Origin of the sequence: Dickeya sp. Secpp 1600, assembly GCF_003049805.1 — a bacterium.
Classification (GTDB): domain Bacteria; phylum Pseudomonadota; class Gammaproteobacteria; order Enterobacterales; family Enterobacteriaceae; genus Dickeya; species Dickeya fangzhongdai.
Window position 1 is genome coordinate 2,968,280 of record NZ_CP023484.1, and the last position, 24,842, is coordinate 2,993,121.

A 24,842-nucleotide genomic window follows, 5' to 3' on the forward strand; every position below is an offset into this window, starting at 1 on the left:
AGCCAATTTTTACCATTATTCACCTCATAACACTGCCAGCCCAAGTATGAACTAATACAGTAGTAAAAAACGGATGGCACACCATCCGCTTTTTCACTTTCATCAGAATTACTCGTCCTCATCCCCACCCTTGCGGCTGCTCAGGCCATATTCCCGCAATTTATTGGCGATGGCGGTATGAGACACGCCGAGCCGTTTGGCCAGCTTGCGGGTGCTGGGGTAGGTCTGATAAAGGCGGGTCAATACTGAGCGTTCAAACCGTTTGCTGATGTCATCCAGCGACCCTTCCAGCAAATCGTCGTTGTGGACGATTTCCGGCTGGAAGGCAGGCAGGTCGATATCGCGTAGGCGTAGTTCGTCCCCTTCCAGTTGCGCCAGCGCCCGATAGATGGTGTTTTTCAGCTGACGCACGTTACCCGGCCAGCCGTATTGGGGCAACAGGTTACGCACTTCCTGCGCGATGTGGGGACGCGCGATCCCCTGCTCATCGGCAAAACGGGCCACGAACAGCTCCACCAGCGGCATTACATCCGCCGGGCACTCGCGCAGCGGCGGCAGTTGCAACGTCAGCACGTTCAGGCGGTAATAGAGATCTTCCCGAAACAGACCGCGCTGCACCAGATCCTGCATGTTTTTCTGCGTGGCGCAGATCACGCGCACATCCACGTGCACCTCGTGTTCTTCACCCACCCGGCGGAACGTGCCGTCATTGAGAAAACGCAGCAGTTTGGTTTGCATCTGCGGCGACATTTCGCCGACTTCGTCCAACAGTACCGAACCGCCGTTAGCCTGCTCGAAAAAGCCTTTCTTGCCTTCCAGCGCGTTGGGATAGGCGCCCGGCGCGTGGCCGTAAAGCTCGCTTTCCATCACGTCATCCGGCAGTGCGGCGCAGTTGAGCGCCAGAAACGGCTGCTTGCCGCGGCGGCTGCGCAAATGACAGGCGCGGGCCAGCATGTCCTTGCCGGTGCCGGTTTCCCCCACCAGCAGCAACGGCGCGTCCAGCATCGCCAGCTTGCGCGCCTGCTCCACCACCTGACGCATACGCGGGCTGACCGCCACAATATGGTCGAATTCCCGTTCGTCGTTGACTGGCGTGTCCTGTAACTGACGGCCCATGCGCGCTGCCGACTTCAATGTCACCAGCGCGCCGGCGACGGTAGATTTGCCTTTATCGTCTTCCAGATGAACCGGCGTCACTTCCTGCAGAAAATCCTGCCCGCGGATCACCACACGGGTGGTTTCCGGCTGGCCGCCCTGCTCCTGCCAGCGGGAAAAGTGGTAATCGTTCAGCAACTGGCTGACGTTAAGGACGCGGGCTTTTTCCTGCGTCAGCTCAAACAGGCTGAGCGCGGCGGCGTTGACCAATTCCACTTTGCCTTTGAGATCGAACGACAACACCGGCTCCGGCATCGATTCCAGCAGCGCGTTCAGCGCCCGATGCTCCCGCTCGGACGGCATAAACGCCACGGTGCGTACATCGCTGACGCCCGGAATGCGGCGAATCTCCGTCATCAGCTCACGGAACGCATCAAAACCGAGGGTGGTAAAATTGAGGTAGATCCGACCCGTCGGATCAATTTCGATACCGCGCAGGTCGATATGTCGCAGCACCAGCAGATCGAGCAGCTCACGAGTCAGACCAATCCGGTCTTCACAAAATACTTCCAGACGCATCAATAAAACCTTCTTCATCAGGTGCGGCAGGGACGAGAGCTGCATCATACCCTTTCACCGCCACCGGATGAAGTGGGGTGTCAGCAAAAGTTGACACCCCGGCAACCGAAAAGCGAATTTACTTGGTTTTTTCCTCTTCCGGGAACGGCGTGGTCATCATCGACACCATAATGCGGATACCGTCGATGTAGTTGCCGATGCGCATATTTTCGTCGCTGCTGTAGGCGTTATTATCCGCATTCACCAGCGACACCACGGCAAAGGCGCTTTTCAGCGCGGCCAGCGCACCGTTGATCGGCGGCGACACCCCCAGCATACGATTCTTCTCTGGATCGCCTTTAAGCGGCGCTTTCACGCCGGCCTGCGCCCATTTCGCCAACGGCGACGCCAGTTGCGTACGCACGGCAAACGAACTACCGGACGACGTCATCATGCTCATCGAAATCAGTTTGGGGTTGTGATTACGCTCCTGCAGCGAGGGCGAGTCGGAACGCACGATATAGAAACCGTTGGCGGTTACATACCTTTTCAGCAGGTCATACAGGTAATCGGGCGAGGTTTCCGGCACCGTACGAATGTTGATGCTGGCGGTCGCGGTCGACGGAATGGCGTAGATGGCTTTGCGGCCGGTATCGCCCGCCTTCAGACCGATGACGTCCAGCGACGGATACTGCACCGCTTCCACCGGGTTGGGCGCCATTTTTTCCAGTTGGGTCACCCCGTAGCGGCTTTCGATGGTGCCCGGCTGCGGCGCCTGCGCGGCCAGCTGTTTGCGTTCGTCATCGGAGATTTTGACTCGGTCATAAAACCCCGGCAACGTCACCCGACCATTGGCGTCTTTGATTCCAGCCAGCAGGCTCGCCAGCTGTTGCACCGGATTGACGATCACATTGCCGAACGCGCCGCTGTGGGCCGCCGGGTCGGGACCGAACACCGTCATGTCCACCTGTATCGACCCGCGATAGCCAAACGTGAGCACCGGCACATTATTGGTGTTCACTGCGCCGTTAAAAATCACCACGCCGTCATTTTTCAGCCGGGCGGCGTTCTGATTGACCACCGCGGCCAGGTGCGGCGAACCGCGCTCCTCTTCCGAATCGAGCAGCACCTTGATATTCACCGTGGTGGCGGTATTGGCGCTTTTCAGCGCATCCACCGCGGTCAGGAACAGGGAGATGACCCCTTTGCCGTCAGAGGCCGAACGCCCGAACACGCGCCATTCCGGATCCAGCCCCGGCTGCATCAGCCGTTCGTTGGGTTGCGGCACCCAGATACCGCGTGAATCCTTGATTTTCAGCGTCGGTTTCCAGGGGTCGGTACTCCATTCGGACGCGCTGGCCGACTGACCATCAAAGTGCATCAGGAACAGCACGGTCGGGCGGTTGGGTTGCATCGGCCCCAGCTCGGCATACAGCATCGGGTGCGCGCCATTGGCCAGTTGCTGGGTGGTAAATCCCCGCTTCTGAAAAGCCTTGTCCAGCCAGTTGAGGTTGCGCTGAATATCCGCCGCCACGTCGGTATCGTTGCTGAGCGTCAAGCCGTCGAGGTATTCAGGAAAGCTGGCCTGAGCGAAGCGCTGGGCGTCAGTCGGCGTCATGATCCACTGCGCCTGAGCGGAACCTGCCGTCACCAGCGCACCGAGCGCGCCAGCCAACAGGAGTTTGTTGCCACGAAGCATCATAAGTATCCTTCCAGCCAGAGGAAAAAAAAGAACATCCATCTTCTGGTTATCGGCAGTATCGGTCATCGCCTGAGCGATCTGGCCGCGATTCACCCACCGGGTTATCCCTGCCTGGGTTTATCCCTGCTTAGGTTTTATACCTACTTATAGATAAGCATGCTTCGTGGCAGCGGAATGCGGGCTATATCAAAACCCCCGCTGTTTTTAAGCCGCAACCCATTCATTTTATGGCTGCAGGAACAGCATTTTCCCCCGATATCAGATATTTTCCAGCCGGACGCCGCGGGTCCGCGGACCGAACACACCGACCGTCACCACCACGGTCAACATGCTGATGATGATGAACGCCAGCACGCCGCTGGTGTCGTAATGTTGCAGAATCAAACCGATGACGATACTGCTGAGCGCCGTGGACAGGCGGCTGAAGGAGTAACAGAAACCCACGCCGCGGGCGCGGATCGCCGTGGGGAAAACCTCGGTCTGATAGGCGTGATAGCTGATGGTCAGCCAGGCGTTGGAATAGGTGATCAGAAAACCACAGACAATCAACCACAGCGGTTGCGTCTGAAAGGCAAACAGCGTGCCGCACACCACCGTCATCAGCGACGACAACACGATTTGCCACTTGTTTTCGAGTTTGCCGGCGTACCAACTGCACAGCAGCGACCCCAGCGGGTAGGCCAGCGTAATGAAAAACGCGTACAGCAGGCTGTGGGTCACGGTCGCGCCCCGTCCCGCCAGCAGCGCCGGCAGCCAGTTGCCAAAACCGAAGAACCCGATAGCCTGAAAGATATTCATGACCACCAGCATCAGGGTGCGGCGGCGATAGCGCACTGACCAGATATCAAGAAATCGACCGCGCGACGGCAGCGTAATCTTCGTCTGCGGCTCCAGCGCCTTACCCGGCGGTACGCCGCAGCGGTGCTCCATCGCGGTCATCACCTTTTCCGCTTCCCGGTAGCGTCCGCGCGATGCCAGCCAACGCGCCGACTCCACCAGATTACGGCGCAGCAGCCACACCACCAGCGAGCATACCGCGCCGATGATCACCACATAACGCCAGCCGGATAGCCCCCAGAACGTCTGCGGCACCAGCCACCAGGACATCAGCGCCACCGTCGGCACCGACAGGAACTGCATGAAGAATGCCAGCGCAAACGCCTGGCTACGCAGGTGGGTCGGCGCCCATTCGGATAGATAGGTATCGATGGTCACCAGCTCTACCCCCAAACCAATCCCCACCAGAAAGCGGCAGAGGATCACCCATTCCGCCTGCGTCTGGAACGCCATCAACAGCGAGAACGCGCCATACCACGCCAGCGCAAACATGAAAGCGGCGCGACGCCCGAGTCGATCCGCCTGCGGCGCTAGCAGGCTGGCGCCGATAAACAGGCCGAAAAAGGTGGCGGACGCAAACGTAGCCTGATCCGACACGCCGAACAATCCCTCCTTTCCGGTGTGGAAAATCTTCTCCCCAATCAGCCCGGTGCTGATGTAAGCCGTCTGAAACAGGTCGTAAAGTTCAAAGAAGCCGCCCAGCGACAGCAGGATGATGAAACGCCACAATCCCCACGATGAGGGTAAGGCATCAATACGCGTCGCCAGCGAGTGAAGAGGAAGAGGATGATTGACGTCGTAAACCGTCGGCGCGTTGCGCGCACTGAAAGTCGAGTCCATGGTATTGCCCCTGATTGATGGTCGGTTGTCGTTGGTAAACGTTCTGGCAAACCATAGCGGCAATAATTATCATTTGTTATTGTTTGTCGATAACATTATTTGCAGGATATTAAAGTGCAACCGGGCGGCAATATCCTGCATCGGGGCTTTACGAATGTTATCCAGATGTTATCGCCATCCGCAGTGTGATGGCGATCGACGGGCGATATGACTGGTTACATAACGCACAACCTGTGGAGGTGCTTTTATGCCAAGCGCCGGGCATTACTCCCCAGACGACGATGACGGCGTTTTCACCCGAATCCGGCCAATCAGCTCACGCCGGAAATCCCCCAGCCGGGGTTTGTCATCCAGCCACGGCAGCGGGCGACACAGCTCCATAGCGCGAATCCCCAGCCGCGCGGTCAGTAGACCGGCGCCCAGCCCTTGCGCCGCGCGCGCCGACAGCCGCGCCGCCAAATCCTGAGACATCCAGTCCATACCGATTTCCCGCACCAGCTCGCTGGCGCCGGCAAACGCCACATTCAGCAGCACCAGCCGGAACAGGCGAATACGGCTGAAATAGCCCAGTTCGATGCCGTACAACCGCGCAATGCGATTGACCAGCCGCAGATTGCGCCAGGCGATGAACGCCATGTCTACCAGCGCCAGCGGGCTGACGGCAATCATCAGCGCCGACTCGGCGGCGGAGCGGCTGATCTCGCGGCGCGCCCGGGCGTCCAGCACCGGTTGCACCATATGAGCGTACAACTCGGTGACTTCACGATCGTTGTGAGTATCGTGCAGCGACGCCTGCCAGCGTTGCAGCGCCGGATGTCCGACATCCAACCCGGCCTGACGGGCCAGATTCTCACAGAAGGCGCGGGCGCTGCCCGTACCATGACTGTTGAGCAATTCCCGCGCCCGGTCGCGCGTTTCCGCCCGCTGGCGCAACCGATACAACCGGCGCCACTCGACCGCCAACGCTCCGACGCCGGCGGCGACAATCAGGGTGCCCGCCGCCACGCCGCCGAGCGCAATCCAGTCCTGACTCATCCAGGCCTGATACAGCGAACGCCCGCCCTGCGCCAGCGCGCTAAGGCCAAACAGCGCCACGCCCAGACCCAGCATCCTCCGCCACAGGCTTCGGCGCGGGCGCAACGCGTCGCTGACCACCTGCTCGGCGCTCTCGCCGTCATCCGGTTCGTCGTCGTCGGCCGTTGCCGCCGGAATAAAACGTTGCGCCTCGCCGCCGGCAAAGGCGACCGACGGCCGCAGCGGCGCATCGGCCGGCGCCACCGGCGTATTGTCGAAGGTGATGCGGGGTTTCAACGGTTCATTCATCGCAATTTGTCTCCCAGTAAAAATTCCATCACCGTATCCAGGCGGATATGCGGCAACGGCGCGTCCGTCTGCATTTCCAGCGGCCGAAACGGTTCAAAGTGAAATCCCTGCTCGCGCCAGAAGGACGGTTCCGGCAGCCGTGACGGTACATCGCCGGGATACACGGTGACCGGCTCGCCGTCCGCCAGCCGGTTGCCGCGCAGAGCCGGCAGCGACTGCCCCTGATGCGACACCACGCCGCTTTGCGTCGCCTGCACCGAAGCAATCCCCGCACAGTCGATCTCAATCCCCTCGAACGCCGCATTACGCCAGGCTTCCTGCACCAGTTGCTGTAGCAACGACACCAGATTGGCGTGCTGATCGGCGGTGATATGGTCGGACTGGCTGGCGGCGAACATCAGCCGGTCGATGCAGGGCGAAAACAGCCGACGCAATAACGTGCGCTTGCCGTAGTGAAAGCTCTGCATCAGTTGGGTCAGCGCCAGCCGCATATCGTTAAACGACTGTACGCCGTGGTTTAGCGGTTGCAGGCAGTCCACCAGCACGATTTGCCGGTCGAAGCGCACAAAATGCTGGCGGTAGAATTCGCGCACCACATGCTGGCAGTAGTAATCAAACCGCTGACGCAGCATGCCGATCAGGGTGTGATCGCCGGCCTGCGTCAGCGCGGCGTCCAGCCGGTCGTCAGGCCACGGCCAGGGAAAGAACTGCAATACCGGCGCGCCGGCCAGATCGCCCGGCAGCACAAAGCGCCCCGGCTGAATGAAATGCAGACCTTCCTGTTTGCAGCGCAGCAGGTAGTCGGTGTATGCCCGGGCGATCGCCGCCAGTCGGTTCTCATCCGCCGGCGCCAGCGGGTCGAGCCCTTCGCACATCGCCAGCCAGGGTTGCGCCCAATTGAGCCGATCGCCCTGCAACATAGTGGACATCTGGCGCGACCAGTCGGCGTAACTCTGCTCCAGCAGCGGCAGATCCAGCAACCATTCGCCGGGATAATCGACGATTTCCAGATAGAGCGTGGCGGTATCGCGGAAGTGGCGCAGCAGGCTGTCGCGAGAACGGTAACGCAGTGCCAGCCTGATTTCGCTGACGCCGCGGGTCGGCGTCGGCCAGGCGGGCGGCACGCCGTACAGCGACGCCATGCCTTCGTCATACGCAAATCGGGGAATGCCCAGATCCCGTTGTGGAATGCGCCTGGCGCCCAGCAGCCGGTTTTCGCGCGCTACCGAAAACAACGGCAACCGCGCGCCATGCTGGGCGTTGAGCAATTGATTGACCAGCGACGTAATAAACGCCGTTTTGCCGCTGCGGCTCAGGCCGGTGACCGCCAGCCGCAGATGGCGATCGGCGCTGCGATTGACCAGCGCGTTGAATTCGTTCTGTAACCGGTTGAAAGGAAGGGAATAAGCCATGACGCTCCTGTTCATTGTCCTGCCAGACGATAACCGCATTATGGTGCGACCGCCGCAAAAAAACGAAAAACGACAACATGAAAAACGACAACATCATGTACGGGATTCGATGGGCGCCGAATCCCGCAGAAGAGATAGGCCAGCCGTCGGCCGGCGTGGCGATTATAGCTGACGGAACTTGCTGCGCAGGCCGTACGTGTCCGACGTGATATAGCGTTCAATGCTACGCAACCGCTGCTCGCTGGCGCTCAGTATCGCATCCGCCTGATCCAGCAGCGTGTTCGGCGAAACGCCGGCGTCGGCGGGCTGATATTCCTCCGGCGGCGCCGGGTCCAGCACGAAGCTGAGAATAATGTAGGCCACCACGGTAATCAGAAACAGACCGAAGAAAATCGACAGCACGGCGATGAGGCGCACCAGCTTTACCGGCACATCAAAATAACGCGCCAGCCCGGCGCATACGCCTTTGATCATGCCCTCTTCCGGCAAACGATAGAGTTTTCGCTCAAAACGGGTGTTCATCAGGATTGCCTCCAGTTGGGATGCTCCGCATCCAGAATCTGTTCCAGCGCGTCAATCCGCTCGCGCATACGCTGTGCATCTTCCGTTAACCGGGTCAGCCGCTGCTGTTCAGCCGGATCCCATTGCGGCGCACGGTTGCGGCGCTGGCTGTAGTGCAGCCACAGCCACAGCGGCGCCACAAACAGCAGAAACACCGTCAGCGGAATCATTGTCATTACCAGAGCACCCATTTTTTCTCCTTAATTATTATGGTAATGCGGCAAGGCTGCCGCCGCAGCGGCAGCCGGTGGCGATTACTCCGCCGGTTTTACTTTGGCTTTCAGCGCCGCCAGTTGCGCATCGATCTCATCGCTGACCTTCAAATCGGCAAACTGCTGATCCAGCGATTTTTGTTTGCCCAGACCCACGCTTTCCGCTTCGGCTTCCAGCGTATCGATACGGCGTTCGAACTGTTCAAAGCGAGCCATCGCTTCATCCAGTTTACCGCTGTCGAGCTGGCGGCGGATATCGCGGGATGAACTGGCGGCCTGATGACGCAGCGTTAGCGCCTGCTGGCGAGCGCGGGTTTCGGTCAGCTTATTCTCCAGCTCGCCGATTTCCCGTTTCAGGCGTTCCAGCGTTTCGTCCACCGCCGCCGCTTCCTGTTCCAGTACCGCTACCAGTTCCGTCAATTTCTGTTTTTCCACCAGCGCGGCGCGCGCCAGTTCCTCACGCTCGCGGCGCAGCGCCAGTTCCGCTTTTTCCTGCCACTCGTCCTGCTGACCACGAGCCTGCTCAATGCGGCGGGCCAGCTGTTTCTTTTCCGCCAGCGCCCGGGCGGAGGTGGAACGCACTTCAACCAGTGTATCTTCCATTTCCTGAATCATCAGCCGCACCAGCTTCTGCGGGTCCTCGGCTTTATCCAGCAAGGCATTGATATTGGCGTTCACGATGTCGGCAAAACGGGAAAAAATACCCATACTCTACTCCTCAGTGATTTCCGGCGTCTGCGACGCCCGGTTCGTTATCTCCATCAGCCGTTGCCTGATGACACACTGACATAATCAAATGCCGTGCCAACTTTTCCTTATCAAATAATTCATTGATAAATAACGTATTAACGACCGGCGTATACAGCGTGCGCTATCTTTGCTATGGTCAAATTAACTAACAAGTGGTGAAAAATACAAGGCAATGTCATGGCGCATGAGCAAGAGTCGTTACTGGGCGAAGCCAACAGTTTTCTGGAAGTGCTGGAGCAGGTGTCGCAACTGGCGCAGCTCAGCAAACCGGTGCTGGTGATTGGCGAACGGGGGACCGGTAAGGAACTGATCGCCAGCCGCCTGCATTACCTGTCGCCGCGCTGGCAGGGGCCGTTCATTTCGCTCAACTGCGCGGCACTGAACGAAAACCTGCTGGACTCCGAACTGTTCGGCCATGAAGCCGGCGCCTTTACCGGCGCGCAAAAGCGACATCTGGGCCGTTTTGAGCGCGCCGACGGCGGCACGCTGTTTCTGGATGAACTGGCCACCGCGCCGATGCTGGTGCAGGAAAAGCTGTTGCGGGTGATCGAATACGGCGTGCTGGAGCGCGTGGGCGGCGGACAGTCGCTGCAGGTGGACGTGCGGCTAGTGTGCGCCACCAACGAAGACCTGCCCGCGCTGGCCGCACAGGGGAAATTCCGCGCCGACCTGCTGGACCGGCTGGCGTTCGACGTGGTTCATCTGCCGCCGCTGCGCCAGCGCCAGCAGGACATCATGCTGCTGGCGCAGCATTTCGCGGTACAGATGTGCCGGGAATTGGGGCTGCCGCTGTTTCCGGGTTTCAGCCCGCAGGCGGAGCGCACGCTGCTGGATTACGCCTGGCCGGGCAACATCCGCGAGCTGAAAAATGTGGTGGAGCGCTCGCTGTACCGGCACGGCGACAGCCGCGATCCGGTGGATCGCATCATCCTCAACCCGTTCAAGCCGCTGGCGGCATTCATACCCGAAAAGGAAACCGCCGCATCGGCGTCGCTCCCGGCGCTGCCGCTGGACCTGCGCGGCTGGCAGCATGATCAGGAACGGCAACTGGTGCAGCAGGCGCTGGCGCAGGCTCGCTTTAACCAGCGCAAAGCGGCCGAACTATTGGGGGTGACCTACCACCAGTTTCGCGGCTTGTTAAAGAAACATGCCATCAATGACAGTGAATGACATGGAAAGGCTATTTTCTACACACCACCTGCAAGAGAAGGATCGCTTTGCCTATTGGCGGGAAGTGACGTCTTCGGTGTTTGGCCCCACCTGCAATCAGCAGTTGACCAACGCGAGTTTTGACGGCCGGCTCGGCGTCAAACCGCTGGGCGGCGCAGCGGTCACCCGAATCTGTTCCCAGCCGATTGCGTACGAGGGAAAGCGGGGAAAGGAAAACACCGACGATTTTTTTATCGCCTTTTCATTGTGTGCTGAAGCCTACGTGACCCAACATGCGAGGCAATCACGGCAGCGCCCCGGGGATATCGTGCTGTTCGACGGCGCCAGACCGTATGTCTGCCAGTATCCTCAGGGTGATGACCAGATCGTCTTTTCCTTTCCCCGCGGATTGGTGCTATCGCATATTCAGAACCCGGATCGGCTGCTGAACATGACGCTGGACGGCCACTCGCCGCTGGGAAAGCTCGCCGGTTCGCTGGTCAAAGAAGCCTGGCAGGCGGCGCCCTTGTCCGGCGTGATCGGCGATAGGCTCATCGGTTCCATACTGGATGTGCTGGACACCGCGTTCGAAGCCGCGCACGGCCGCGGCAGGGAACCGCACGACTCGCATCAAACCGAGCTGTTGAGGCGGGCGCAGACGTTTTTGCTGGCCAATCTCGATAATCGCGCACTCACGCCCGAGGTTATCGCGCAGGCGGTGCACGTCTCGCCGCGTACGCTGAACCGCCTTTTCGCCAAAGAAGGCACCACGGTGATGCGCTGGCTGTGGCAACAACGGCTCGCCGCCTGCCATGACGCCCTCCGGCACCGTCAATTCCGTACCGTCAGCGATGCCGCCCTGAGTTTTGGCTTTAGCAATCTGTCCCACTTCAGCCGCGCCTTCCGGCGCGCTTTCGGCGTGTCCGCGCAGGACGTGCTTAAGCGGACATAAACCGCGCCGGATGCGGACAATCTGACGCCCCCGGCACAGCGTTTGGCCGGCACAGCAAAGCGCCGGACGTGATTGATGGCGATAATCAGCGCCATCAACCGCGGCGGGCATGCGTCAATGCCACCGCTCCCTTCTCCCGCGCCGTTCAATACTGGCGTGCTAATCGGAGTCACCACACCTTGTCTGTCAACTACACCCTGTCTGTCAACTACACCCTGTCTGTCAACCACGCCATGCCTATCAACCATGCAAATACGCTTCGCTTACTCTTCCCCCAATGGCAGGGCGGCAACAATCCGCCCTATTACTTCGGCGCACAGTTGCTGTCATGGCTGGCGCCGGATCCTACGGGACCGGTTGAAACAGTAGACGTCGCGCCACCGCATGATACCCCGCTGGCGCTGGAAGACGGCATCCGCGGGCGCGGCGTATTGCTTGAACAACTGCGCCGGGCGAGGAAAACCATCGACCAACACCGTCCCGATCGCATCGTGGTGTTGGGCGGCGATTGTCTGGTGGATCTGGCGCCATTCGCCTATCTCAACGAACGCTATGACGGCGATCTGGCGGTGCTGTGGCTTGACGCGCACCCTGATGTCATGACCCCGAAAGCGTTCGAACACGCCCACGCCATGGTGCTCGGCAACCTGCTCGGTGAAGGCGACAAGGATTTTGTCCACGCGGTTAAGCGGCCGCTTAAACCTGAAAACGTCATGTTCGCCGGTCTTCAGCCAACGCTGGATGTGGAAACGGCGTTTATCACGCGTTTGGGGCTAAAACATGCCGGTCCGGCACAGCTGGCGGAGAGCAGCCAGCCCGTTATGGACTGGTTCGCCGCCACCGGCGCAAAACATCTTGCCGTCCACCTGGACCTTGACGTGCTGGACCCCGCGGTGTTTCGCGCCCTGCTGTTTGCCAATCCCGACACACCCGCCGGGACGTTTGACGGCATCTCGCAGGGCGCAATGACCATCGAACAGGTTGTTCGCCTGCTTGGCGAGGTGGCGCAAATAGCCGACATCGTCGGGCTTGGCATTACGGAGCATTTGCCGTGGGATGCGCTGGCGATGAAAAACATGCTGGCGGCGCTTCCGCTTATCGGCGCCCCGGGCAACCGACCGCAGAAATAGCCCGTAAGCCAAACCTGTCTGATCGCAGGCGCGCACGGTCAGGCGCCTGCGATCACCGTGTTCGGCAGGACAACGTCGCGGCGGTTACCACGCCTCAAACGGATCGTCTAATTCCAGCCAGCTGTCTACGCCGTCCAGCAATTCATCATCCGTTAGCAGACAGCCATCCAACTGCGCGGCGATCCACGCCTGATCCAGATGCTGACCGATAAACACAATCTCCTGACGCATATCGCCAAACGGTTCCTGCCACTTATTCCTGATAGCCGCTCGCGTTTCTTCATCCTGCGGCCAGCGTTCCGGCGCAATCGCCTTCCAGAACATGCCCGCCAGCCCGTAGCGCAAAATGCCCCCGGCCTGATGCCAGGAACCGGCCTGAAACGGGCGGGTCGCCAGCCAGAAGAACCCTTTGGAACGCAGCAGACGGCCCGGCCCCCATTCATCCTTGCTCAGAAAATCATGGAAACGCTGCGGATGAAACGGCCGCCGCGCCTGATATACAAAGTTGCCGATGCCGTAATGTTCGGTTTCCGGCGTATGGGTGCCGTGCAATTCCTGCAGCCAGCCCGGCGCCGTGGCCGCGGTTTGCATATCGAAACGCCCGGTATTGAGCACCTCGTCCAGCGGCACCTGGCCGTGCGCGATCGGCAGAATACGCGCCGACGGATTCAGGGTATGCAGAATCGCCACCACTTCATCACGCTGGCTATCGGTCATTTCATCGGTTTTGCTCACCAGCAGCACATCGCAAAACTCAATCTGTTCAATCAGCAGGTCGGTCACGCTGCGGATATCATCCTCGCCGAGGCTCTGCCCCATCGATTGCAGACTTTCCGCCGCCTGATACTGCGACAGGAAACCGGCGCCATCCACCACCGTCACCATCGTATCCAGCCGGGCGAAATCCGACAGGCACTGCCCCTGCTCGTCTTCAAAGGTAAATGTCTCCGCCACCGGCAACGGTTCGGAAATACCGCTGGACTCGATCAGCAGATAATCGTAACGGCCGGTGCGGGCCAGTTCGCGCACCGCCACCAGCAAATCTTCCCGCAGGGTACAGCAAATGCAGCCGTTGCTCATCGACACCAGTTTTTCCTGGCGGTGATCGAGCGTCACTTCCTGGCTGACCAAATCGGCATCGATATTCACTTCGCTCATGTCATTGACGATCACCGCCACCCGACGCCCCTGGCGATTATTCAGAATATGATTCAGCACCGTGGTCTTGCCGGCGCCAAGAAAACCGGACAATACCGTGACGGGTAAAGGTTGCATACGCGTGCTCCTGCTCAGAAATGATTGATCTACGGCCCGAAACGGGATGACCGCTACTCGGGCACGCACATTATCATAATTGATATGTTATAACATAACAATTACAGCATTCACGAAGCCGACCGCGCCGTGAGCGAATACGTGCCGTGAGTGAATCGTTGTCAATCCTGCTGACAACCCCATCAGTTTGCTGAAAAAACCGGCAGATAAACGTAAGAAATTGGGCGGAATGGCAGAGTGCGGTACACTCTGTATATTGCCGATTGCCTGAAAAAACACCGTATGTCCGGAAAACACACTCTCGCACTGGCGCTGGCCTGGCTGGCGCTGCCGGTTCTGGCACAAACGCCGCCCGCCGCTCCGACGCCGGCGCAAGCCATCCGCCACAGCGGTTTTGTTTATTGCGTCAATGACGTGCTCAGCACGTTCAACCCCCAGATGGCCCGCAGCGGGCTGATGGTGGACACGCTGGCCGCCCAGCTCTACGACCGTCTGCTGGGCGTCGATCCGTACACCTACCGGCTGATGCCGGAGCTGGCGCAGCACTGGGACGTCACCGACAATGGCTCCACTTACCGGTTCACCCTGCGCCGCGATGTCCCGTTCCAGCGCACCAGTTGGTTTACCCCCAGCCGCACGATGAACGCCGATGACGTGCTGTTTAGCTTCCAGCGCATGCTGGACAAAAAACACCCGTTCCACGACGTCAACGGCGGCGACTACCCCTATTTCGACAGTCTGCAACTGGCGGACAACGTACAGAGCATCCGCAAGCTGGGCGATTACAGCATCGAGATCCGTCTGCACAGCCCCGATGCCTCGTTCCTGTGGCATCTGGCTACCCACTATGCGCCCATCCTGTCGGCGGAGTACGCCCAACAGTTAACCCAGCAGGACCGGCGCGAACTGCTTGACCGTCAGCCGGTGGGCACCGGCCCTTACCGGCTGGATGAGTACCGTTACGGGCAGTACGTGCGGCTAAAACGCAACGACGATTACTGGCGCGGCCTGCCGCGTATGGAACAAGTGCTGGTCGACCTCGGCTCCGGCGGCACCGGCCGCCTGTCCAAACTGTTGACCGGCGAGTGCGACGTGCTGGCCTACCCGGCCGCCAGCCAGCTGACCATTCTGCGCAACGACCCGCGCCTGCGGCTGTCGCTGCGACCGGGGATGAACGTCGCTTATCTGGCGTTCAACGTGCGTAAACCGCCGCTGGACGATTCCCGCGTGCGCCACGCCATCGCGCTGGCGATCAACAACGACCGTCTGATGCAGTCGATCTACTACGGCACCGCGGAAACCGCCGCCTCGATCCTGCCGCGCGCCTCCTGGGCTTACGATAACGAAGCGCAGGTCACCGAATACAATCCGGAGAAAGCGCGCCAGCAGTTGAAAGCGCTGGGGATCGCCAACCTGCAACTGCAACTGTGGGTGCCGAGCGCCTCGCAGTCCTACAACCCCAGTCCGGTGAAAACCGCCGAACTGATTCAGGCCGATCTGGCGCAGGTGGGAATCCGGGTGACCATCATTCCGGTGGAAGGGCGTTTTCAGGAAGCGCGCCTGATGGAGATGAACCATGACCTGACGCTGGCGGGCTGGGCCACCGACAGCAACGACCCGGACAGCGTATTCCGGCCGCTGCTGAGCTGCGCCGCCATCCGCTCCCAGACCAATTACGCCCACTGGTGCGATCCCGGCTTTGATCAGGTGCTGCAGGACGCGCTCTCTTCCCAGCAACTATCCCGGCGCATGGAGTACTATCGGGTGGCGCACCACATTCTGGCCGAGCAGTTGCCGGTGCTGCCGCTGGCGTCGTCGTTGCGGATGCAGGCCTATCGCTACGACATGAAAGGACTGGTGCTCAGCCCGTTCGGCAACGCCTCCTTCGCCGGCGTCTATCGCGATGACGGCAGTGAGGAAAAAAATGAGGAAAAACCGGATGGCTCCGCCGTGGATCCCTCCTCCAGCGCGCCGATCCAGGGAGAACAACCGTGATTATCTTTACGCTTCGTCGCCTGTTGTTGTTGCTGGTCACGCTATTTCTGCTGTCGCTGATCGGCTTCAGTCTGATGTATTACACCCCGCATGCGCCGCTCAGCGGCGCGGCGCTGCTCGACGCCTACCGCTTTTATTTCGCCAGCCTGCTGCAGTGGGATTTCGGCGTTTCCAGCACCAACGGGCAGCCGATTAGCGAACAGCTGCGCGATGTGCTGCCCGCGACTATCGAGCTCTGTCTGCTGGCGTTTTCGCTGTCGCTGCTGGTGGGTATTCCGCTTGGCATCACCACCGGCGTACTCCAGCACAAGGCCGCCGATCGGATTATCAGCGCGCTGGCGTTGCTGGGATTTTCGCTGCCGGTGTTCTGGCTGGCGCTGCTGATGACGTTGTTCTTTTCGCTGCATCTGGGCTGGCTGCCGGTGTCCGGCCGTTTCGACCTGCTCTACCCGGTGCCGCAGGTGACCGGCTTCGCGCTGATCGACGCCTGGCTGTCCAATTCGCCCTACCGGGAAGAGATGATCGCCAGCGCCATACAGCACCTGATTCTGCCGGTGCTGGTGCTGTCGGTCGGCCCCACCACCGAAGTTATCCGACTGATGCGCATCAGCACCACCGAGGTCGGCACCCAGAACTACATCAAAGCGGCGGTTATCCGCGGACTACCGCGTTCCACCGTGATTCGCCGCCACCTGCTGCACAACGCGCTACCGCCGATCATTCCGCAACTGGGTTTGCAATTCTCCACCATGCTGACGCTGGAGATGATCACCGAAGTGGTCTTTAACTGGCCGGGCATCGGCCGCTGGCTGGTCAACGCCATCCGCCAGCAGGACTTTGCGGCGATCGCCGCCGGGGTGATGGTGGTCGGCGCGCTGGTGATCACCATCAACGTGCTGTCCGATATCTGGGGCGCCATGACAAACCCGCTGAAACATAAGGAATGGTATGCACTCCGATAACATCTACGGCGAGAAAGAGCTTCCCAGCCGCTGGCGCGACACCTGGACTGTGTTCCGCCAGGACCGGATGGCGATGGTCGGTTTCTACGGGTTTCTGTTGCTGCTGGGGCTGTGCCTGTTCGGCGATACGCTGGCGCCCTACGCGCTGGATCAGCAGTTTCTCGGTTACCAGTTGCTGCCGCCCTCCTGGTCGCGCTATGGCGAAGTGTCGTTTTTTCTCGGCACCGACGATCTGGGGCGCGACCTGCTGAGCCGACTGTTGAGCGGCACGGCGCCGACCTTTGGTTCGGCATTGCTGCTCACGCTGGCCGTTATGCTGGCCGGCATTCTGCTCGGCCTGCTGGCCGGGGTGACCCACGGCCTGCGTTCCGCGGTGCTGAACCACATTCTCGACCCGCTGTTGTCGATTCCTTCGCTGCTGCTGGCAATGATAGTGATCGCCTTTATCGGCCCGCAGTTAACGCACGCCATGTTGGCGGTGTGGATGGCGCTGCTGCCGCGTATGGTGCGCACGATTTATACCGCGGTGCATGACGAACTGGAAAAAGAGTATGTGACCGCCGCCCGGCTGGACGGCGCCTCCACGCGCTACATTATCTGGTACGCGGTGCTGCCCAATATCCTGCCGCTGCTGGTCAGCGAAGTGACCCGCGCGCTTTCCATCGCCATTCTGGATATCGCCGCGCTCGGATTTCTCAATCTGGGCGCGCAGTTACCCACCACCGAATGGGGCGTCTTGCTGGGTAATTCGCTGGAACTGGTCTACGCCGCGCCCTGGACGGTGATGCTGCCCGGCGCGGCCATCACGCTCAGCGTGCTGATCGTCAACCTGCTGGGGGATGGCATTCGCCGCGCCCTGCTTGCTCAAACCGAATAGTGACGGAACAACACCATGGCATTACTGGAAATTCGTAATCTGACCATTGAATTCCTCACGCCGGACGGCCCGGTGAAAGCGGTGGATCGCGTCAGCATCAGCCTCAACGAGGGAGAAATTCGCGGACTGGTGGGCGAATCCGGCTCCGGCAAGAGCCTGATCGCCAAGGCTATCTGCGGCATCAACAAGGAAAACTGGCGTATCACCGCCGACCGTTTTCGTTTCGATGACGTGGACATGCTGCAACTCACGCCCCATCAGCGACGCAAACTGGTGCGGCACAACATGTCGATGATCTTTCAGGAGCCGCAGTCCTGTCTGGATCCTTCCGCCCGCGTCGGCCGTCAGTTGATTCAATCGATCCCCGGCTGGACTTACAAAGGCCGCTGGTGGCAGCGTTTCAACTGGCGCAAGCGCCGCGCCATCGAGCTGCTGCACCGCGTCGGCATCAAGGATCACAAAGACATCATGCGCAGCTTCCCCTACGAACTGACCGAAGGGGAATGCCAGAAGGTGATGATCGCCATCGCGCTCGCCAATCAGCCCAGATTGCTGATCGCCGACGAACCGACCAACGCGATGGAAGCCACCACGCAGGCGCAGATTTTCCGCCTGCTCGCCCGGCTCAACCAGAACAACAACACCACCATTTTGCTGATCAGTCACGATTTGCAGACCATGAGCAAATGGGCGGACCGCATCAACGTGTTGTACTGCGGCCAGACGGTGGAAAGCGCGGTCAGCGATGAGCTGATCAGCGCGCCGCATCATCCATACACCCAGGCGCTGATTCGCGCCATGCCGGACTTCGGCTGCTCGCTGCCGCACAAAAGCCGCCTTAACGCGCTGCCGGGGGCGATCCCATCGCTGGCGCACCTGCCGGTGGGTTGCCGTCTGGGGCCACGCTGCCCTTATTCACAAAAAGAGTGCATGACGGCGCCGCCGCTCATCCCGGTGAAAACTCACTGGTACGCCTGCCACTTCCCGCTCAACATGGAGGAATCCTGATGGTGGAAACCCTGCTGGAAGCCCGTAACCTCACCAAGACCTTCCGCTACCGTACCGGCTGGTTCCGGCGTCAGCACGTCGAAGCGGTGAAATCGGTGAGTTTTACGTTGCGGGAGCGGCAAACGCTGGCGATCATCGGCGAAAACGGCTCGGGTAAATCTACGCTGGCCAAGATGCTGACCGGCGTGATCCCGCCGACCTCCGGCGAATTGGTGATCGACGATCATCCGCTGCAATACGGCGACTATAACTATCGTAGCCAGCGTATTCGCATGATCTTTCAGGATTCGGCCAACTCGCTCAACCCGCGTCAGCGCATCGGCCAGTTACTGGAATTGCCGCTGCGGCTCAATACCGACCTGACGCCGCAGGAGCGTGAAAAAGCCATTAACCTGGCGCTGCGACAGGTCGGCCTGCGCGCCGATCACGCGACCTATTACCCGCACGCGCTGGCGCCCGGTCAGAAACAACGTATCGGGCTGGCGCGGGCATTGATCCTGCAGCCCAAGGTCATCGTGGCGGATGAAGTGCTGGCGTCGCTGGATATGTCGGTGCGTTCCCAGATCATCAACCTGATGCTGGAGCTGCAGGAAAAACACGGCATTTCCTATATTTATGTCACCCAGCATCTGGGCATGATGAAACACATCAGCGACCAGATTCTGGTGATGCAGGCCGGCGAAGTGGTAGAGCGCGGCAGCACCGCCGATGTGCTGGCCTCGCCGCTGCACGACCTGACCAAGCGTTTGATCACCAGTCACTTTGGCGAAGCACTAAGCGCCGACGCCTGGCGCCGCGACAGCAGCCACGTCTGACTAGCCGGGCGGAGACAGCAGGATAAGTGGTTGGAGTACTTCTTTAGCCGACACACATGCTAGAATCGCCCGGTTTATTCACACCGATCATGGTAAATAATTATTTTTATTGACGATGATCGCAGCAACAATGATCACAAAGGATACTGCCATGGGTTTTCTTAACGGTAAGCGCATTCTGGTAACAGGCGTTGCCAGCAACCGCTCCATTGCATACGGTATCGCCCAGGCGATGCACCGCGAAGGCGCCGAACTGGCGTTCACCTACCAGAACGACAAGCTGAAACCGCGTGTGGAAGAGTTTGCCAAAGAGTTTGGTTCGAGCATCGTTTTACCGTGTGATGTTGCGGAAGATGCCAGCATTGACGCCCTGTTTGCCGAACTGGCGAAAGTCTGGCCGAAATTTGACGGCTTCGTGCACTCCATCGCCTATGCACCGGGCGACCAGTTGGACGGCGACTACGTGAACGCCGTCACCCGCGAAGGTTTCGCCGTCGCTCACGACATCAGCGCTTACAGCTTTGTGGCGATGGCGAAAGCCTGCCGCAGCATGCTGAACCCGAATTCCGCGCTGATGACCCTGTCCTACCTGGGTGCCGAGCGCGCCATTCCGAACTACAACGTGATGGGCCTGGCGAAAGCGTCGCTGGAAGCCAACGTGCGCTACATGGCCAACGCCATGGGCCGCGACGGCGTGCGCGTCAATGCGGTTTCCGCCGGTCCGATCCGCACACTGGCGGCGTCCGGCATCAAGAACTTCAAGAAAATGCTGTCTCACTGCGAAGCGGTCACCCCGATCCGTCGCGTGGTCACCATTGAAGACGTAGGCAACGCCGCGGCTTTCATGTGCTCCGACCTGGCCGCCGGTATCTCCGGCGAAGTTCTGCACGTTGACGGCGGTTTCAGCATCGCCGCGATGAACGAGCTGGAACTGAACGATTAATCTCGTCGCCCTGTGCCGGGCAGCGGTCCGGCACAGGATTGCCGCGTGGTGAGTTCCGCGGCTCTCTGTCGGTTTGCTGTACTCTCCGCTGTTTCTCGTCTTTTCTTTCTCAGTAAAATCGCCAATCGCCGCCGTTACGTTAGCGGTCCAGCAGCCATTGCTGCGCCGCCTCAAAGAAATGCTGCGCCAGCATAGTGGCGCGCCCGGCTTCGGCGATCACCACCGCGCCATGACGCGGCATCGGCGCTAGCGTCAACGGTCGCCAGGCCAGCGCCGGCGTCATCGCCGGCAACAGGCTGCCATTGGGCACAATGCCGCACCCCAACCCGACAAACACGCTTTGAATCAATTGCAGCACCGAGGCGCTTTCCACCCGTACCCGCGGCGTGATTGCCGCTTCACGGAACTGACTGTCCAGATAGCGACGGAAATAACGGCTGGGTTCAGCCAGACACAGCGGAACATTGGCGAGATCCGACAGCGTCAGCGGACTGTCGCTGTGCAGCTCAGGAAAATGGCGCGGATGATACAGCAGCGACGCGCCCTGCTCCGCCAGCGACGACGCCTGAAAATGCAGCTCGCGCAGCGTGGTCAATTCGAAAAAACCGATCCCGACATCCACCGTGTGGGCGGTCAGCGCCTCCAGCAACCGATCGGCGCTGAACAGCGATACCTGATAGTCCATCTCCGGGTAAGCACGGCTGACCGCCGCCAGCAATTCGGGCAGCGCCATGCTGCATTGCGGCACCGCGCCAATACGCAGCAACCCGCTGGTGCCGCGCGTGAGCGACGCCACCTCCAGCCGCAGCCCCTGATACACCGACACCATTTCCCGCGCCCAGGCCAATACCCGCTCGCCTTCGGCGGTAAACCCCTCGAAATTGTTGCCCCGATTGATGAGCGACAGCCCCAGTTCCCGCTCCAGATTCTTCAACCGCATCGACAGCGTCGGCTGGCTGACGAAGCTGGCTTCGGCCGCACGACCAAAATGGCGCTCTTTTTCCAGATTGCACAAGTAGATAAGTTGCTTGATGTCCATCAGGTTCTCCAACATTGCGGGCCGGGTCAGTATACCACCGCGCCATCTGCGTCAGGGGTCGACGCCGCGATAAACCGCCTCTATCCCACTATCACTCCCTTTGATTAGACGCCATACCGACCGCCGCCTACACTCTTGGTTAGCAAGCAAAGATTTAAAGATTTTTTTACATACTTAAAACATCATCACCTGCGTAGCGAATCATGAAATTCAAATCCTCCATCAAGCCATACCGCGCCGCCGCGGGCGGCTGGGGCTCTCTCGAAGCCACCACCCGTTTTGTCCTGGACAGCAAACAGGCCCTGAAAAATATCCGCAATTTGATGCGGGTCAATAAAAGCAAAGGATTCGACTGTCCCGGCTGTGCCTGGGGCGACGACAACAGCAGCACCTTTAGCTTCTGTGAAAACGGCGCTAAAGCGGTCAGTTGGGAAGCCACCCGCAAAGCCGCCGGGCCAGAGTTCTTCGCCGAACACAGCGTCAGCACGTTGCGCCGCCAGAGCGACTATTTTCTTGAGTATCAGGGCCGGTTGACCCATCCGCTGCGCTATGACCGTGAACACGACCACTACGTGCCGATCGACTGGGATGACGCGTTCGCGCTGATCGCCCGCCATATCCGTGAACTGGACCACCCGGACCAGATGGAACTCTATACCTCCGGCCGCGCCAGTAATGAAGCCTCTTATCTGTATCAGTTGTTCGGCCGTATGGTCGGCACCAACAATTTCCCCGACTGCTCCAACATGTGCCATGAAGCCAGCGGCACCGGGCTGAAACAGAGCATCGGCGTCGGTAAGGGCACGGTGCGACTACAGGATTTCGAACACGCCGACGCCATTTTCGTCTTCGGCCAGAACCCCGGCACCAACCACCCGCGTATGCTGCACAGCCTGCGTCACGCCGCCGATCGCGGCGCACATATCGTGGCGTTTAACACCTTGCGCGAGCGCGGTCTGGAACGTTTCGCCAACCCGCAGAACCCACTGGAACTGCTGACGCCGTTGTCCGGCACCATCAGCGAAACCTATCTGCAACCCCATCTGGGCGGCGACATGGCGGCGGTACGCGGCATGGTGAAAGCGCTGCTGGAAACCCACCGCCAGCGGCTGGCCGCGGGCGAAGCGGGACTGTTCGATCAGGCCTTTATCGACCAGCACACCGACGGCGTGGCGGCGTATCTGCAACAGGTGGACGCCACCTCGTGGGACAAAATCGTACAGCAGTCCGGGTTGAGCGAAGCGCAGATCCGCTACGTCGCCGGCATTTATCAGCAGTCTGAACGGGTGATCTGCACCTGGGCGATGGGCATCACCCAGCACCGGCATTCGGTAGCGACGGTGCGGGAAATCGTCAATCTGCAACTGTTGTTCAGCCAGCTCGGCAAGCCGGGCGCCGGCTTGTGCCCGGTGCGTGGTCACAGCAACGTACAGGGCAACCGCACGATGGGGATCGATGAAAAACCCGCTGATGCGCTGCTCGACAGTCTGGCGCGTCATTTCAACTTTACCCCGCCGCGCGGCCACGGCCACAACACCGTACAGGCGCTGGAAGCGATGCTGCGTGATGAGATTCGGGTCCTGATCGCGCTGGGCGGCAACCTGGCCGCCGCCGCGCCGGATACCGACCGCACCGCACAGGCGCTAAGCCGTTGCGGCCTGACAGTGCACATCAGCACCAAGCTCAACCGCAGCCACCTGATTACCGCGCGGCAGGATACGCTGATTCTGCCGACGCTGGGCCGCACCGAACGGGACATGCAGGCCAGCGGCCCGCAGTTTGTTACCGTCGAAGACTCGTTCAGCATGGTGCATGCCTCGGAAGGCATCAGCCCGCCGCTGTCGGATCAGCAGCGCTCGGAAACCGCCATCGTCGCCGGCATCGCCCACGCGGTTTTGGGGCGTGACCGGCTCGACTGGCCGGCGCTGGCCGCCGACTATAACCTGATCCGCGATCACATCGCCGCCACCCTGCCGGGTTTCGCCGACTTCAATCAACGCTGCGCCGAACCGGGCGGCTTCTGGCTCGGCAACGCGGCGGCGGCATACCGTTTCAACACCGCCACCGGCAACGCCCGTTTCGGCGCGGCGCCGCTGCCGGACAGCGTGGTGCCCGTTTCCGGCGACGCGCCCGCGCCGTTCACGCTGCAAACCTTGCGCTCCCACGACCAGTACAACACCACCATTTATGGACTGGACGACCGTTACCGCGGCGTGTACGGCCAGCGCGACGTGCTGTTCATGCACCCGGAGGATATTGCCGCGCTTGGGTTGCAGGACGGCGACCGGGTGGATATCGAAACCCTGTGGCATGACCATGTCGAACGCAAAGTCCTCGGTTTCCGGCTGGTCAGCTACGATATCCCGCGCGGTAATCTGGCGGCCTACTACCCGGAAACCAATCCGCTGGTGCCGCTGTCCAGCTACGGCGAAGACACCTTTACGCCGACCTCCAAATCGGTGCCGGTACGCATTACGCCCAGTGAGGCCGTAGCGCTGCAACGCATTGCCTGATGCATCGGGCCGGGTGGTTTCTTTCATACCCGGCTGATACATCCCCCATCCATGACTGGTTGCCAGCAACCAACGACAACGGATTGTTTCGTCGTTATTTGCAACCACGCCATACTCAAGTAAGATTAAAAAGAAGGGTTTAATAATTGTGGTCCCAAGGAGATAAAACATGTTGAAGGCAACCCGCAGGTATCTTCGCGCCGCCGGCAGCATTTTAGATCTGATGCCAGCGACAGACTATTTGGCAGACATCGGTAAGAAAAACGATGCTGAAAGAATGGCCAGTGATTTTCAGGCCATAGGCGACGACCTAAGAGTAGCAATGAATGCATACGGAAGAAAAAAAGGAATCGAATCAGGCATTGCAAAGCGCTGATACGCATAATAGGGAAAATGAAGAAGCCCGAGCACTTGCCGAAAAAGTCGAGTCCACTCTGATTGAAAACCCGATATTTCTTGAACGTCTGCTTGATCGGCCGCAGATCAAGGCCATGGTTTCTTCCACATTCTTCCGTGGGCCTCTTCCCCCTCCAGAAATGTTGAGGGAATACAACGACATCGTACCAGACGGTGCTGAAAGGATCATGGCAAAAAGCGAGCGGGAGCAAGCTCATCGCCATCGTATTACTGAAAAGAGTCTTGACGGTGAGATGAGCAGAGACAAACGTGGTCAATGGATGGCGTTTGCCATTACTATGACTATCTTGGTGATCGCAACTCTTTTTGCCTGGAAGGGCGAAATGGTATTTGCCGGGACGTTAATCACCCTTGATTTAATCGGACTGGCTTCAGTGTTTGTTATTGGAAGATATCGTCCTTCCAATAACAGCGAGTAACCCACCAGCACACCCCAAGACTTGGCCCGACCATACCTGCCTTGCGCAGGCTATTCAT

22 protein-coding genes are annotated in these 24,842 nt (G+C 59.9%); 12 read left to right on the forward strand and 10 right to left on the reverse strand.

The genetic code is table 11. From position 1 onward, the window contains the following. Positions 1–108: 108 nt before the first annotated feature. From tyrR to pspA, 8 genes are all read right to left on the reverse strand, one after another. Entirely contained in the window at positions 109–1,674 is a 1,566-nt protein-coding gene (tyrR, locus tag CPA59_RS13215; RefSeq protein WP_107760840.1) for a transcriptional regulator TyrR, read from the reverse strand. A 118-nt stretch (positions 1,675–1,792) separates the two neighbouring features. Next, complete coding sequence (locus CPA59_RS13220; RefSeq protein ID WP_100850466.1) at positions 1,793–3,352, reverse strand: M20/M25/M40 family metallo-hydrolase; 1,560 nt, start codon at positions 3,350–3,352, stop codon at positions 1,793–1,795. A 261-nt stretch (positions 3,353–3,613) separates the two neighbouring features. Beyond that, complete coding sequence (locus CPA59_RS13225; protein WP_038919375.1) at positions 3,614–5,032, reverse strand: MFS transporter; 1,419 nt, start codon at positions 5,030–5,032, stop codon at positions 3,614–3,616. Between the two features lie 264 nt (positions 5,033–5,296). Next, a complete protein-coding gene (locus tag CPA59_RS13230) occupies positions 5,297–6,355 on the reverse strand; it encodes a YcjF family protein (RefSeq protein ID WP_107759653.1) in 1,059 nt (352 codons plus the stop codon). Continuing rightward, entirely contained in the window at positions 6,352–7,767 is a 1,416-nt protein-coding gene (locus CPA59_RS13235) for a YcjX family protein (RefSeq protein WP_107759655.1), read from the reverse strand. The genes CPA59_RS13230 and CPA59_RS13235 overlap by 4 nt, the downstream gene beginning before the upstream one ends. A 162-nt stretch (positions 7,768–7,929) precedes the next feature. Continuing rightward, positions 7,930–8,289, reverse strand: a complete 360-nt coding sequence (pspC, locus tag CPA59_RS13240; RefSeq protein ID WP_049855143.1) for an envelope stress response membrane protein PspC — start codon at positions 8,287–8,289, stop codon at positions 7,930–7,932. Beyond that, the gene (gene pspB / locus CPA59_RS13245; RefSeq protein WP_038668316.1) at positions 8,289–8,519 is read right to left on the reverse strand and encodes an envelope stress response membrane protein PspB; all 231 of its coding nucleotides are present in this window, start codon (positions 8,517–8,519) and stop codon (positions 8,289–8,291) included. The genes pspC and pspB overlap by 1 nt, the downstream gene beginning before the upstream one ends. A 63-nt stretch (positions 8,520–8,582) precedes the next feature. Then, entirely contained in the window at positions 8,583–9,248 is a 666-nt protein-coding gene (gene pspA, locus CPA59_RS13250) for a phage shock protein PspA (RefSeq protein ID WP_038919381.1), read from the reverse strand. Between the two features lie 219 nt (positions 9,249–9,467). On the opposite strand from pspA, the gene pspF reads away from it, so the two are divergent. From pspF to CPA59_RS13265, 3 genes are all read left to right on the forward strand, one after another. After that, positions 9,468–10,460: a phage shock protein operon transcriptional activator gene (pspF, locus tag CPA59_RS13255; protein ID WP_049855142.1), complete on the forward strand. Its 993-nt coding sequence runs from the start codon at positions 9,468–9,470 to the stop codon at positions 10,458–10,460. Next, entirely contained in the window at positions 10,447–11,391 is a 945-nt protein-coding gene (locus tag CPA59_RS13260) for a helix-turn-helix domain-containing protein (protein WP_222844067.1), read from the forward strand. Before pspF ends, CPA59_RS13260 begins: the two co-directional genes overlap by 14 nt. A 68-nt stretch (positions 11,392–11,459) precedes the next feature. Next, complete coding sequence (locus tag CPA59_RS13265; RefSeq protein ID WP_255412224.1) at positions 11,460–12,521, forward strand: arginase family protein; 1,062 nt, start codon at positions 11,460–11,462, stop codon at positions 12,519–12,521. A gap of 84 nt (positions 12,522–12,605) precedes the next feature. Here the strand turns inward: CPA59_RS13265 and zigA are convergent, their stop codons facing one another. Continuing rightward, a complete protein-coding gene (gene zigA / locus CPA59_RS13270) occupies positions 12,606–13,796 on the reverse strand; it encodes a zinc metallochaperone GTPase ZigA (RefSeq protein ID WP_107759659.1) in 1,191 nt (396 codons plus the stop codon). Between the two features lie 282 nt (positions 13,797–14,078). On the opposite strand from zigA, the gene sapA reads away from it, so the two are divergent. The 6 genes from sapA (at position 14,079) to fabI (ending at position 20,396) form a co-directional block, all read left to right on the forward strand. After that, on the forward strand, positions 14,079–15,791 hold the full coding sequence (gene sapA / locus CPA59_RS13275; protein ID WP_049855163.1) for an ABC transporter substrate-binding protein SapA: 1,713 nt from the start codon (positions 14,079–14,081) through the stop codon (positions 15,789–15,791). Then, on the forward strand, positions 15,788–16,753 hold the full coding sequence (gene sapB, locus CPA59_RS13280; RefSeq protein WP_038919387.1) for a putrescine export ABC transporter permease SapB: 966 nt from the start codon (positions 15,788–15,790) through the stop codon (positions 16,751–16,753). Before sapA ends, sapB begins: the two co-directional genes overlap by 4 nt. After that, positions 16,740–17,630 carry a putrescine export ABC transporter permease SapC gene (sapC, locus tag CPA59_RS13285; RefSeq protein WP_107759661.1) on the forward strand — a complete coding sequence of 297 codons (891 nt, stop codon included), beginning with the start codon at positions 16,740–16,742 and terminating at the stop codon, positions 17,628–17,630. Before sapB ends, sapC begins: the two co-directional genes overlap by 14 nt. A 15-nt stretch (positions 17,631–17,645) precedes the next feature. Beyond that, positions 17,646–18,638, forward strand: coding sequence for a putrescine export ABC transporter ATP-binding protein SapD (gene sapD / locus CPA59_RS13290; protein WP_038668301.1), 993 nt, complete (start codon positions 17,646–17,648; stop codon positions 18,636–18,638). Beyond that, positions 18,638–19,453 carry a putrescine export ABC transporter ATP-binding protein SapF gene (gene sapF, locus CPA59_RS13295; protein WP_038668299.1) on the forward strand — a complete coding sequence of 272 codons (816 nt, stop codon included), beginning with the start codon at positions 18,638–18,640 and terminating at the stop codon, positions 19,451–19,453. The genes sapD and sapF overlap by 1 nt, the downstream gene beginning before the upstream one ends. Before the next feature lie 151 nt (positions 19,454–19,604). Beyond that, positions 19,605–20,396 (forward strand): enoyl-ACP reductase FabI, encoded by a 792-nt coding sequence (gene fabI / locus CPA59_RS13300; protein WP_038668297.1) that lies wholly within the window; start codon positions 19,605–19,607, stop codon positions 20,394–20,396. 139 nt (positions 20,397–20,535) lie between these two features. Here fabI and CPA59_RS13305 read toward each other — a convergent pair whose 3' ends face one another. After that, complete coding sequence (locus CPA59_RS13305; RefSeq protein ID WP_107760844.1) at positions 20,536–21,435, reverse strand: LysR family transcriptional regulator; 900 nt, start codon at positions 21,433–21,435, stop codon at positions 20,536–20,538. Between the two features lie 203 nt (positions 21,436–21,638). Between CPA59_RS13305 and CPA59_RS13310 the strand changes: the two genes are divergently transcribed. From CPA59_RS13310 to CPA59_RS13320, 3 genes are all read left to right on the forward strand, one after another. Beyond that, complete coding sequence (locus CPA59_RS13310) at positions 21,639–23,948, forward strand: FdhF/YdeP family oxidoreductase (protein WP_038919389.1); 2,310 nt, start codon at positions 21,639–21,641, stop codon at positions 23,946–23,948. 169 nt (positions 23,949–24,117) lie between these two features. Further along, positions 24,118–24,324, forward strand: a complete 207-nt coding sequence (locus tag CPA59_RS13315; RefSeq protein ID WP_038919390.1) for a hypothetical protein — start codon at positions 24,118–24,120, stop codon at positions 24,322–24,324. Further along, entirely contained in the window at positions 24,311–24,784 is a 474-nt protein-coding gene (locus CPA59_RS13320) for a DUF2335 domain-containing protein (protein ID WP_100849706.1), read from the forward strand. Before CPA59_RS13315 ends, CPA59_RS13320 begins: the two co-directional genes overlap by 14 nt. Positions 24,785–24,842: the final 58 nt, after the last annotated feature.